The 14,264-nt window shown below is 36.5% G+C and carries 5 protein-coding genes and 2 pseudogenes; 2 read left to right on the forward strand and 5 right to left on the reverse strand.

The genetic code is table 11. The features are described from left to right. The 3 genes and pseudogenes from ACFIJR_RS01725 to ACFIJR_RS01735 form a co-directional block, all read right to left on the reverse strand. Nucleotides 1–2,883, reverse strand: a pseudogene (locus ACFIJR_RS01725) (hypothetical protein); the annotation flags it as partial. A 605-nt stretch (nt 2,884–3,488) separates the two neighbouring features. Further along, on the reverse strand, nt 3,489–8,690 hold the full coding sequence (locus ACFIJR_RS01730) for a Vomp family autotransporter (RefSeq protein ID WP_375653340.1): 5,202 nt from the start codon (nt 8,688–8,690) through the stop codon (nt 3,489–3,491). A gap of 869 nt (nt 8,691–9,559) precedes the next feature. Continuing rightward, complete coding sequence (locus ACFIJR_RS01735) at nt 9,560–10,066, reverse strand: helix-turn-helix domain-containing protein (RefSeq protein ID WP_375651621.1); 507 nt, start codon at nt 10,064–10,066, stop codon at nt 9,560–9,562. A gap of 502 nt (nt 10,067–10,568) precedes the next feature. Between ACFIJR_RS01735 and ACFIJR_RS01740 the strand changes: the two genes are divergently transcribed. Then, nucleotides 10,569–11,015, forward strand: a complete 447-nt coding sequence (locus ACFIJR_RS01740; protein ID WP_375653342.1) for a hypothetical protein — start codon at nt 10,569–10,571, stop codon at nt 11,013–11,015. A gap of 2 nt (nt 11,016–11,017) precedes the next feature. Further along, a complete protein-coding gene (locus tag ACFIJR_RS01745; protein ID WP_012754562.1) occupies nt 11,018–11,287 on the forward strand; it encodes a hypothetical protein in 270 nt (89 codons plus the stop codon). Between the two features lie 320 nt (nt 11,288–11,607). Here the strand turns inward: ACFIJR_RS01745 and ACFIJR_RS01750 are convergent, their stop codons facing one another. Both ACFIJR_RS01750 and tmk read right to left on the reverse strand, forming a co-directional pair. Then, nucleotides 11,608–12,819: an MFS transporter gene (locus ACFIJR_RS01750; protein ID WP_375653345.1), complete on the reverse strand. Its 1,212-nt coding sequence runs from the start codon at nt 12,817–12,819 to the stop codon at nt 11,608–11,610. A gap of 609 nt (nt 12,820–13,428) precedes the next feature. Next, nucleotides 13,429–14,079: pseudogene (gene tmk, locus ACFIJR_RS01755) on the reverse strand (dTMP kinase). Nucleotides 14,080–14,264 lie beyond the last annotated feature (185 nt).

A 14,264-nucleotide genomic window follows, 5' to 3' on the forward strand; every position in this document is an offset into this window, starting at 1 on the left:
ATTACCACCAAAATATTCCGCAAGGGCTGTGTTCGTAGAATGGAGCTGTGAGCCATTAACCGCATCGGTTGAGCTTTCTGAGAGCTCACCATCCTTAAGAGACGTGATCTTGCTGTTGCCTTTTTTCTCTCCTTCTCCATGCGTCGCTACAAAGGCATCATCATCCTTGCTCCACGTCAACGAATCCTTTGCAACACCTTGAGAAACTTCCTTAATACGAGCGTTCACATTCTTGATATTGTCATCAAGTCCTTTAAAGGCAGAACCAACATCGGTATGCGGTTTATCTGTTACTTCACCTTTTTCATCAATATTCGATAATTTATACTCCGGTACTTTAAAGTTTTTGCCATCAAAGGATACATCTCCGCCTAAAATTTTTGATAAATCCTCAGTGATTGTATGAAGCTGACCACCATTAATCGCATCACTCGAAGCTGATATTATAGAACCACCGGCAACACCTGTTATTTTTTTACCTGCAGCATCAATACCATCCGCTATTACTTTGGGGCCATTTTCAATGGTTAAGCCCGTTTTATCTAAAGTGACGTCTTTTAATTTTACGCTGTTTAATGTGACATCTTGTGCCAAATCAAATGTTATTTTTTTATCGTTACTGTCTCTTTCATCACTATTTTTAATCTCAAAGTTTTCGCTTCCAGAGACCAAATTTAATATATCGCCCGGCTGAAAGCCTGAAACAGCCTTATCATTGAGAGAAAGTGTCCACCCTTGTGCTACAAATTCTCTTAATTTTTTCAGCTGCGCAATGTTGACAGCATCAGTGTCATTGGTACCAGCGGCAACACCTGTAAGCTGTCGTGTTATCTTATTCGGAGTATCACCAATACTAAAAGCTCCTTGAGTGCTTTTCCATATCACATCATCATTTGTTGACTGGCTACCTATAGAAGGATCATAGCCAACAATAGACGCCGAGTTACGAGAAACAGATTTATAACCCACAGCAACACCACCAGTAACATCAGCTTGTACTTGTGCATTTGAGCCCAATGCAATACTATTTTCAGCAGATGCATTTGAAAGTCCACCTAATGCCATACTATTTTCAGCAGATGCCGCTGCAAAACCACCTAATGCAATACTATTTTCGGCAGATGCACTTGAAAGCTTCCCTAACGCAATTCCTGCATCCCCTTTTGTCTTTGATCCAATACCTATAGCAATACTTCCTTGCCCACTTTCTTCCTCACCGGCTGCAATTTTAATGCTCTTCGATTCGGCATTCCATTTAAAGACACTATCATCGGTAGCTTTTTTAATCTCATTGTGAAGATTTACATAAGACTTACCCACACTCTCAAAGGCTTTTGCTACATCCGAAAAACTTTCTTCTTCAATCTCATTCGTCTTAGGATTGAAAGTTTTAATCTTGAACTTTGGATCATCCCATTGGCCATTCGTAAATTTAACACCACCGCCTAAATATCCGGCTATATGGGTCGCTACAACATTCAACTGACTCCCATTTACCGCATCTTGTGAATCTGCACTAAGATCACCAGATGCAATACCAGTTACCCTTTTATTTCCAGCACCAATACCATCGGTCGTTATTTTCGGACCATCAGTAATGACCAGACCTGTTGCATCTAGGGTGGTTGTGCCTGCCTTTAAGCTCGTTAATGTAACATCTTGAGCTAAATCAAATTTTACATTATTATCTTTATCGCCTTTTGTAATGTTAAGATTTGTACTTCCAGTTGAAAAATCTACTCCGCTATCCATAATGACTGTTTTAGCATCTTTCCCACCGACAGAGAGTTTCCAACCATTTTTTCTTACGACTTCTTCTAAGTCTTGCAATTGTCTTAGATTCACTGCGTCTGAATCTTCACTACCAGCCGCTACACCTGTAATTTGGCGCGTTTTTTTAGTACCAGCATCACCAACACTAACAGCACCTAATGTAGATTTCCAATAAGATGACGTATTTTTTGCAGGTCCCTGCAGCACAGAAGTATAACCCGGAACACCAGCAGCCCTATTAGCTATAGAATTGCTTCCTAGAGCAACGCCCCCTGCCACTTTCACCTGCGTTTTGAAGCCTAAAGCTGTACCGTCCTCCTCCTCCACCCGTACAAAACGACCAACAGCAACCGCGTCATTCTTTAGTGACACTATATCTGCACCAACAGCAACGGATCCACCTCTATGGATCTCAGATTTAGAACCTATGATAACGGATGCCGCTAGCTTTTTATTTCCTTCAGCTAATACCGCCTTCGCTTTATAACCAATAACAACACTGTCCGTGGTTTCCGAAGTAATATCATTACCAAAAATAACATTATTTCCCGATACATCACGTTGCATTCCCTCTGTTGAACCACTCCGTAAGATATTAGACACATTAATAATATCTGTATTCTCATCATCCTGTGCAAGCTGTTGGTCTAAAGAGCTATCAACCACAAATGACCGTGGACTGACGAGAGACCTTTTATATTGCCCTCCTGCATCTAGGGTTCTTGCCAATACATTTTTGCTATCCGCCATCAAAACATTCACGACAGGACTATAATCACTTACACCAGAGAGGGTTTTAGTTAAAAAATTTGCATAGTCATCGGCAGCATTAATCTTTTCTAACCCGGCTTTATTGAGTGCTGTTAAATAATTGTCTTTTGAAACAGAAGAAGCATTCAAACCAGAAACAGAGATAATGCTTTGCGGATAAGAAACACCAGCACTGTTAACACCTTCGAGAAAGCTGTTTCTAAAATCAGGATTTGCTGAAAAAACAGGTGTAAAATTCGATAAAAATGTAGCGGCTGTAGCCAATGAAAGAACTTTAACAAAAGAAAAACGAGAAAATTTTAAATCGCTCCCTGCTAATTTTGTATATAATTTTTTCATAATGAACTCCCCAATGAAAAAATAACTATAACCACAAAAAAAACACATTTAAACGCTACAAAGTTCTCTGAAATTGTTTTTTCTAAATATATTCAAAAGCTTAAGGACTGATTGAAAAGATAGAGAAGTTGATGTTTTGTAGTTAACGTGCTCTGTTCTCTTACCTTTCCTAAAAAGGTAAGTTTTCTTGTGTTGGTTGGTTTTTTTTAATCTTTAAACCTGTTGGTTGTTTTTTGCAAGGGGTAGAATTGGTTTAGTATATTGTTTTTATAACTTCCTACAGTAAAATTGAAATACATTTAAATATATACCTTTGTCTTACTAGAAAGTTTTTTAATAGATTTTTAGAGAGTGAAATTTTCTTTAGATTTAAAAGTTAACGCAGAAAATAATGGACTTATGATTTATGAAAAAACTTATTATCTTATTTTGAAATAAGAAGTTCATTTTGTTGAAAGTGTATAGGTTTTTTCTGTTTTTTAAACCTGTATTTGTCGTTATAGCGCTTATCAATTTATATATATAATTTTTACATACGTAACAACATTTCACCCCTGCCTCATGAGACAGGGGTGAAAAGGAATTTTTATGTATTTTGTTTATTATCAGTTTAATGTCATATTGAATCCCGCACCTACACCCCAGTGACCTCCAGAAGTTGTTGCGGATATGTTAGAGCGGTATTTTCCATTTTCTGAGGTATAACCTGCACCAAAGGCAAATGCAGACTGACTACGCCATAAACCAGTACCAAATCCAACGCTTAATTTTCCAGGTGTATCATTATAGCGTAAGTTAGACACCGCTAGACCAATAGCCGCTGCTTGTCTTGCCTCTTTTTTTACATTCTCAATACTGTAGTTTAAAACGTTAAACTTCATATCTGTATATTGGTTAGCCCGATCAACAGCATCATCAATCGCATCGACAACAATATTGTTCACCCGTTGATCTGTGTAATGCTTGGATTGATCAAGAATAATCTTCATCTGTTCTTTAGTATAGTCATGGAGTTGACCACCATTTACAGCTTCTTTTGATCCCTTCTCAATTTTACCATCAGCTACATTATCAATTAAAACAGGTTCACTGGCATCACCACCCGCTAATGTGATTTTATTGGTTTTTTTGCCGTTTTCATCTCTGTCATAACGAACAGCGTCCTCAGCAATATCGTTAACTTTGTTTTCAATATTGAAAACCGTTTCACCAATATCCGTAACCGTAGTGGAAATATTGTCGACTCTGTTGGTAAGATGCTTAACATCTTTTTCAACACCCGTGACACGTTCATTGGTTTTCCAAAGTTGTCCACCATTAACCGCATCTTTCGAACCTTCTACAATTTTACCATCAGCTACATTGATAATTTTATTCGGCTTTCCATTGCGACCAGCATCATAGGCTTTTTCTTTATCATTCCACTTTAAAGCATCTGTATCGACCTTGTTGATGACATCATCAATACGGTTATTAATATTTGACATCCCATTATTAATATCACCAAAAGCATCAGCGACATTATGGTGCTCTTTCTCAACAGTCGTACCATCAGCATTGACTTGAACAATCTTAAAAGTAGGATCTGTCCATTTGCCATTCTCATATTTGGCACCGCCACCGAAATAATTAGCAAGCTGGTTACTCATGGAATAAAGCTGGTTACCCGTAATGGCATCTGTTGAATTTTTAGCAATTTCACCATCCAAAAGATACTTCAATTTGCTCTTTGTTTTCTGCCCATCTTTTTCATGACGTGCCACGAATGCTTCTTCACCATCATCCCACAGTAAAGCATCTTTTGAGAAATCTTCAATTTTCTGATTAAACTCATTGGATACATTTGTTAAGCGCTTATTTACATCTTGAACATTATTATCAAGACCTGTTAAAGCTGAACCAACGTCATAAAAATTAGCCTGCCCTACCTTACCATCTACAATAGCCGATAAAGTATATTTCAGCCCTTTAAAAGCACCGTCAATAAACTTTGCACCACCCCCAAAAAACTTTGCAATCTCTGCTGATATTTTATTAATCTGACTACCGTTGATTGCATCATGAGAATCTTGAGAAAGGCTGCCATCTTTTACGTTAAGAAGAGCAACTGGCCCATTACTCTTATTGCCGCCTAAAGTCACACTCCCATAATTAACACTATCATCGCCATTCTTATCGTAGAGAACCGCAGCAGCACTTGCTGTCTCAATATCTTTCGTAATATCCTTTATGCTTTTATCAAGTTGGTCTTTGTTAACAGCTTCATCGCCCTTTTCTGCTGCCTTAACACCAGAAATGGAACGTGCGACCTTACCATATCCTGCAATATTGATCTCAGTACCAGCTGTATCCTTACCAATAGTGATAGAAGCAGAAACTCCGTCTTGCTTAACAAGACTATTTTTTACCACATCGGAAATCTTATTATCAATATTTGTGATAGAAGTATTGACAGCAGTAAATGCATCAAAAACATTATTATATTTTGTATCCTGAATAAGGAAAGATGGCTCTACACCGTTCAGTACATCTGTACTGCCACCAAAATATTTCGATGTATTTTGAGCAACTGTTTTGAGATTATTGGTAACAGTAGTAACATTTGCATTTGTTTTAAAGAGCTGAGACCCATTTACTGCTTGCGTTGATGTTTGAGAAAGTTCTCCATCTTTCACACCGGAAAGTGTTCTTTCTTGATTATCTTTATTTACAAGGCTAATTTCAGTACCACCGGTTGCTTTACCCACAGTAATAAGACCATCTTCTCCTTCCTGTTTTACAAGGCTATTTTCTGTCACATTATTAATCTGATTATAAATATCTGTGATAGAATTATCGACACCCTCAAAAGCATCAGCGACATTATGGTGTTCTTTCTGAGTAATAGTACCATTCGCTTCACGCTGAGAAATTTTGAAAGTAGGCTCTATCCACTCTCCATCCTCATAACTAGCGCCACCGCCAAAATAATTTGCAATCGTATCGCCCATCGCATAAAGTTGGGAACCATTTATTGCATCTGTTGACTCTTCTGAAATATCACCATTCAAAAGGTCAGTAATCTTACTATCTGTTTTACGTCCGTCTTTTCCATGACGTGCAGCAAATGCTTGTTTACCATCATCCCAAAGTAAAGCATCTTGAGAAAACTTATCAAATTTATTGTCTACATATTGTATATGTTTATTGACATTTTTGATATTGACATCAAGTCCTTCAAGAGCCTCACCAACATTGTCAAAAGTCTTCTGAACGACATCACCATCTGTAGAAACTGTAGATAAGTTATATCTTGGACCTGAAAAAACCCCGTTATTAAATTCTGTACCACCACCAAAAAACTTTGCAATATCTGCTGATATCTTATTAATCTGACTGCCATTTATTGCTTCTGTTGAACTTTCAGAAATCTCTCCATTTTTCACACCCGCAATGATCCGCACTCCATCAGTGCCTGTGATATCAATTTTCATACCGCCTTTTTCTTTACCAATGGTAATAAGCTTCCGATCTTCATGCCATTTAACAAGGTTATTATCTACTATTTGATCTTTTATTTCATTCAGCTGTGAAACATTTACGGCATCATTCTCTTCAGTACCCTTTTGTACTCCTGTAATTTTTTTATTAGCAGCAAAAATACCACCTTTCGTCATATTTGGACCATCCTTGATTATGAACCCAGCGTGACTCATGCGGCTATCCCCAGTTTCTACACGACCAACTTTAATATATTCACTTAAATCAAACTTGACTTCATTGTTATCGCCTTTGGTAATTTTTATATTTGTATTCTCACTCTCATTATTATCATCGTCTTTCTGCTTAGCTGCAACAAAATTTACTGTACTCCCAGCTTTAACGTCTGTAGCATTGTTACCATCAACAGAAAGTTTCCAGCCTGTTGCCATCCCTGCTGTAAAGTCTTTTAACTGCTTATAATTTACAGCATCGGTATCGTTTTCCCCTGCCGCTACTCCTTTAATCATTTTACCACCAGCATGAATGCCCTTAACAGTTATGCTCGGCCCATCACCATCAATAAATCCGAAGCCAGCAGCACTCATAATGCTTTCTCCTGCTGTGACACTCATTACCTCAATATCATCAGCTAGATCAAATGTGACATCGTGATCGTCGTCTTTTTCAATCTTAATATTCTTTCTATTTTCATCTCCAGCTGCTTGGAAATTTACTGTGCCATTTGGTCCAATAGCTGTAGCATCTCCACCATTAACAGAAAGCTGCCAACTCGTTTTGGTCGCATTTTCTATAGCTTTCAGCTGTTTATAATTCACTGCATCGGTATCTTTAGTACCTGCTTCTACTCCTGTAATCTGTTTATTGCCAGCATCAATACCATTCTGAGACATGCTAGGGCCATTCTTAATCACAAAGCCATCATCACTCATCGTGCTCTTGCCTGTAGTGACGCTTGTAAGTTTCAGAGTATCACTCAAAGTAAATTCAATTTTATGCTTATTATCTGCAGTGTTTTTTGCAATCGTTAAATTGTCTTTTCCTTCATCGTTTTTACTTTTCACTGAAAAATCCACGATATTGCCTGAATTTACATCTGTAGCATCTTTATCGTTAGCAGAAATTTGCCAACTTCCTCCTCCTTCTCCCACGATACTTCTCAGAGCTTTTAACTGTGCTACATTAACTGCATCAGTATCTTCTTTACCAGCAGCCACACCAGTAATTTGCCGTGTTAAATTACCTTTGCCATCATTACCCTCAGCCCCTACTTCACCAATACTAAAAGCACCTGCTGTACTTTTCCATGCAAGACCGCTCTTTTGGTTCGAGACTGTACCTGTTGCAGGATCATAAGCCTCGACACCTTTTGCTCTTCTAGAAACAGAGCCACCCCCTATAGCAACACCATCAGTCTGAAAGACCTGCGCGTTTACACCAATAGCAACCGCATCATCCTTCTCAGTGTAAGCATGGGTACCTATAGAAATCGAATTTTCACCTTTTGCTGTTACTTTTCTATTAGGATTAACCTCTTCAGTTCTGTCAGAGCGCCTCCCCCCTATTGCAATAGAACCTGAACCTAAAGCTTCAGCATCTAAACCTATAGCAATCGCATAATTCTCTGCAGCCTTTACTTTAGTTCCTAAAGCAATACTATTTTCACCTAATGCAGTTGCAAGCCCTCCAATAGCAACTGCAGATTTTCCCGATGCTTCTGAATCAACACCTATAGCAACACTTGCTATACCACCTGCAAGCGCAGAAACACCAAAAGCTTGCGCACCCCCTGCCTTTGCTGTCGCACCTGCACCAAAAACGGTTGAATAATTACCCGTCGCAGCAGACCCACAACCGGTTGCAAAAGAATAAATACCATAAGCCTCAGGCATAGCATTCGCAGTACCAAAAGTCGGTGTCCCCATATAACCTTTAGTGCTATCACTTACTGTTCCATCACCCGTCCAAGTAACCTTTTCAGTGGTCGTGCCATAAGGCTGACGACCCTTAAAAACTTTCTCACCAATAAATCTCTCATATTGTTCTTGTGCGGTTATTCGTTGGCTATCACCAACTCTCTGCTGTTGCTTGCCGCCACGCCCGATAACATTGTCTGCACCACAGAAATCATCATCACCAGATAGAACAACACTGCCATGACTACCATGTGCATAGGAAACACCGGCACCACTTGTACTATTATTATTCCCTCCTACGAAGGCAAAATTGGCAGCAAAAACAGGAGAAACACTCGATAAGAGTGTGGCCATTGCCGCGCTGAGCGAGACAGCTTTAATTAAATTTGGTGTGGAATATTTTTTCCTCATAAGAACCTCCTCCAACAGAGTTCAACATCATCACAACGCGTGAAAACGCACATGGCAAAACCCTTAAGTTTGCGCACTTCAAAAACCAATAAATGAAGACAAAATCCCCCCTCGACACCGCTATTTATTACGGCATCGCCCTAAAATCTTTGCAACAACATCGAATCTAGAAAAGTCCCCAACCCTTTTAGCTAGAGGGATTCAAGCTAAAAAATAAATAAAAACACAAGACTTTGAAAATATAACGTAATCTCCATTCAAAAACACTGCGATTTATCTCTTAACAAAAATAGTTTCACTAAAGAGCAATTCTACTTTTTAGATAAAGCACCTCAGAAGAATGACAAGAGTACAAAAAATAATTTTTATAAATGTACCAAAATACTTCTCAATAAATTAGCTGTTCTTATAAGCGCAAATTTATGATTTTTTTAACTTATAGCATAATGTAATGGATAACGATTATCATAATGACCTCACTCTTTTCTGCAAGGTAAGCTGTTTCAATATATGATATATATCTTTGAAAGAAATCTTTCTTAATATAATGATGCACGCTCTGTAAAAAGTTTCAACGTACTCATCTCATCATCTTCATAAAAAGACAAAAGTGCACCTATAAATAGTCTTTCCTTCTTCTCTCTTATATGTCTGTGACCCTTTTATAGAAACAAAACATCGTCATTGTATTTTCACTGTTGTATAAATTTTTTTGTATTACTAACTGTAATTCTTTTTATAAGAAGTTTTACCTTTATTAGAGCAACACATTAATTTATAACGATAATTTATCATTTTTTCATGTTGAATAAGAGACCAAAAAAGTTTTATTTTTTAAAAAGGCTGTTCGTTTATATCTTATAAATTTTCTAGATGTGCTTTTCAGTTTCGATTTTACGCTTTAAATGTAATTTTAAAAGTGGCAAAGTGGCTTCGACTTCTTCCATATCATTGAGATTTTGAATGAGCTCTTGCAATTTCCCATAAAGCTCTGCTGCTAATTCTGCAACATCTTCAGGAGAAAGTGTTATTTTTGCATCATGATAGGCCGTATAAACCAAATGTCCAAGCTTTTTCATCAGCCCAACAGGAATCGCTTGTGGTTTAAAACCAGCTGCTTTCGCCTTTGCCATATCTGAAAACATCTCACCATTGCCCGTTACAAGCCAATCTAATGAAACACCACAAATTTCTTGATATTTGGAGAGCGCAGAGGCTGTAGGCTCACTTATACCAGTTTCATAAGTTCCTATAGAGCCAGCAGTGATACCAAGATGTTCAGCAAACTGCTTACGCTCTGTAAAACCAAGAGCGTGACGCACCTCACGAAAACGTTTTGCCAACTCAGTTTTAGGTTTTGCTTCCGGACGAGCCAAAAAAACACTCCCAAATCAATATAATTGTTGACTAAATAATTATATTGATTTATATCTATCATTACTGCTCCTTAAGAAGAGCAGTTATCACATACATAACCCCACAAAAATGGATGTTGTAGTATCCGTTTAAGCAGGAGCGAAATTTATGACAATCACACAAAAAATGCAATCGCCGTGGTATTTTACTGAACTGCGCCCCTGTAATATAACCTTGGAAAACTCAAGCCTATCAGAAGCTATTTTCCAGAGTCAAAAACATTTGGACACAGCCTAATGAAAAAGCTAAATGCGCCACTGCCAACTCTATCAGTTTGCACGCCAAGCAAATTCTTGCCAACTACTTTCTCAAAAGTCACAGTCATATTCTTTCAGAAGCAAAAAGCCCAACACAGGTTCTCTCACTCAACAGCCCAGTAAACCTGCTTAAACCTTTTTGCAAAAATCTATAAATACACTTCCCAAAGTTTTTACATTACAACATAAGGTAAAAAGTTTATCAATGTCTAAAAATCAATATAAAATAGGCAAAATAATTGGTATTCTACAAAAAATGAGATCATCACTCGTTATTAAAAAGTTAGACGTTTACAAACCATGTTTGCTTATTTTGTATATTAATAGTGCTGATTTAGCTGTACTTGGCAATAGAGATTTCAGGGTGTTTGGTTTATCGTCAGAATGCTCCTCCTCTATGCATATTAAAAGCCTTTTGGCAATGTATTTTAAATGCTATAAGTTCTATAGTAAACACATTACCATCCATATTTACAATTGGGCGCTTCAAAATCTTGAAGTAATAAAGTCTTTAATAGACATTGGTTTAAAAGCGCGTATTTTGCAGAAAATTGACAAAACCATGAGGTTCATATACATGGCAATTCTAAGTGATAATAGTGGAGTGATACTTAAAAAAGCTGCACGGAAACCCGCAACGTTGAGGAATTAAGCATGACCTCTTTATGCGATAAAGAATTATCTGATACACTGGTTGGTCTTTATGACGACTATCAACGCGGTTTCGACATTGGAGAAGAGCTTAAACTGTGCGTGGATTTGGCGTTATCTCTTGAATTGGAACTCAGTATTCACCGTTTAAGTGAAACAGATGCCGTATTAAAAAAAGAGATTGTGCAAACCTTGCATCGTCGTAGAAATACCCATTCCAATGAAGATGAAATTGATACAATTTTTCATATGGATTTTGAAAAACAAAAATAATGCAACACTCTCCCCGTATGATACGATATTACCTCATCGCTTTATTTTCTACTGCGCTTAAACAAAAAAACTTTCAAAAAGATTTAAAGTGTTGCGGTTTCATCTTCTTAACAACAGTGAGATGAATTAAAGAAACGCAGAAATTCTTGTGGGTCGTTATCAAAAAATAGAGAGTATTCTCTAGCATACATCAATGTATGCTTTATTCATTAAGCACCAATTTTTACATTTTCTCAACTCTCCTTTAAAAGCAAAATATGAAATGTGCAGCAGCGTAAATGTTTATAAAATAGCGTATATTGACCACTCTTAAACGTAATTTATTGTTTTTCATGTCTATAAAACAGCACTATGAGTATTCCAACAAACGCAACAATGCTTTGAAAAAAATATATCGATTGAGGTGATATGCTACTGTTATCGCTTGCCATAATGAGATAGACTGCGAGGATCAAGCATCCAGAGATAGCATTAAAACTTGCCTGCAATCTTCCTTGGTATTCAGGATCACAAGAGAGTTGTGATAAAGAAATCGAAAGAGCCCAACTTGAAAGTCCAAATCCAATCATAAAGTAAACAGGAAAAGCAACAAAATTGTGTGTATTAACAGATAGAATAGCGAGACCAATAGCCATAAAAGCTAATAAAATGGCTAATGTTTTCTTTATGGATAAAACTTTACAAAGAAGTGGTGAAAAAAACGCACCTGTCAATACGCCCATAGAATAAAGCACCTCAAATATTGCAAAGGTCCTGCTATCCGCATGTAAAACCTCTTGTATATAAGGAACGAGGATAACAGGAATGGTCATCAAAAGAGTCATAATAATCATCTGGCTTGTATAAGGTACAAAAAGAGCCGGATTCTGTTTAAAATAATGAAGGGCTGCTGTATAATTTTCCCACCAATTTTGCTGGTTTCGATTTTTAAATCTTCGGTTTTTAGGTACCTTCATTGCAAAATTAAATAAACCAGCAATGATAAAGAATATACCACCTATTAGAAGAGTTCCTTTTGTTCCTGCATAGGACAGTATCAATCCACTTAAGCCCATACCTACGATAGTGCCAAGTTCATAAACCATATCGATGGTCGCATTTGCATTAATGAGCTGTTCTTTCAGCACAATACTTTGAATTAAAGAAATAGCTGATGGCATATAAAAAGGGATAAAAATACCCAAAAGAGCAGATAAGATCATCAATTCAATTTTTATACCAAAATGCCATAGCATTACCCAGCCAACGATTACCAAACCTCTCACAAGATTTGAAATAATAATCTGCGTTTTACGGTTATATTTATCTGCCAATATGCCAAAAATAGGCGCAAAAATAATGCCAGGCATCCAAAGAAAAAGCATCATCAACGCTACACCACGGATTGAGCCCGTCTGATTGTAAGCGAGCCATGACAATGTAATATAATTTAATCCACTTCCAAATGTAGCAAATAAGCCGCTCAAAGTAAAATAGAGAAAAGTTCTATTTTCAAATAAAGCAATGCGTTCCTTCAAATTTGAAGTGAACATAAATTATCCTCTAAAATAAATACCCGTCGATATGCATGATACATCCTGTTTAAAAACATGCATTCTTACAATTTTCATTTTAGATCATTAAATTTAAGAAAGCAAAATTCCTTTTGTGAGACTTTTAAAATCTTTGTGCTGTGGTATGTATGATTAATTCTTCTATGAAAACAAAACATTTATGCACAAAAATACAATAAAATTGATATTTTATGTGCATTTTATTCAGAAGCTACACCTTATATACATATGTGGAACAATTTACGGTATGGAAGCTTCACACACATCATTGTCCTTATTATTCCGTGCACTAAAATATGCTCGAGTATATCCCTCCATGTCGTTATTCTATCACCACACTTCGTCTCTAAAAGAATAAACATACTATTATTCTCACGATAAATATTGATAACTTTTCTACTCCCCTTCTCTAAATCTTTTAAAACAAACCCATTACAGTTAATTTTCCAATTAAAATATATAACGTGATATTTTTCCTGAGCAGTTAAATTATTGCAATCATATCTCTAAAGTTTCAGATTTAGAGTACGAATACATAAAGGAGGATCTATCGTGGATAAATTGATTAATAAATGATTTTATTCATAATCAAAAACAAACCTTATCTATATGATGTCGTATTTGATGATGAATTAAAGAAACAGAAGCAGTTCCATCAATTGTTATAAACCGCTCATCTATTTCTGATAAAACTTTGTATACTTTGTAAACTTTTTCAATAAAAGAGAGTTTTTCTTCGTATTTTAAGTTTAAACCATCCCTTTTCTGCAACCGCTCCAGTATAGTAGTGGGCGGTAAATGAAGATAAAATGTAATATGAGGTCTTGGAATAGATTGATTTAATTTAACTACACTTTCAACAGAAAGCTCTCGAGCATAAAAATAAGCAAGACTAGAATAAACATATCGATCGCTAATTAATAAATTTTGCGATGACGTTAAGGAAGGTTAAATAATTTCAAGCGTATGTTTGCGTCTATCTGTCGCTGCTAAAAGTGCTAAAAGTAACGGATCAATTGCTTTTCCATTATCTAAGTAATCTCTAATTTCTGGATTATTTCTATACCAATAACTGGGTTGAAAAGTTTTTATTATATGTTTTTCTGTTGAGTAATGGCGAGCAATTTCTTTTGTTTGTGTTGTCTTACCACTCCCATCAAACCCGCATAAGACAATAAAAGAACCGGAAAATTTCTTTGAAGACCACATGGAATTATAAACTTTTTTATCAAGATACATTTTGTCTATATACTTTCCATAAGTTAAATTGTTTTATGTCTAAAATCTCTTAATGTTTAATAAGGTGTTTTTTTACTCGTCTCTAAACAGAAACACACAATACTCCCGCATTTGTATAACTTATTAACTTTATGATAAATGGCGGTATATAGACTTAGTTTTAAGATAAGATTATATTTTAGACA

It is taken from the genome of Bartonella sp. OD88NMGDW, from assembly GCF_042193775.1.
Lineage (GTDB): Bacteria > Pseudomonadota > Alphaproteobacteria > Rhizobiales > Rhizobiaceae > Bartonella > Bartonella grahamii.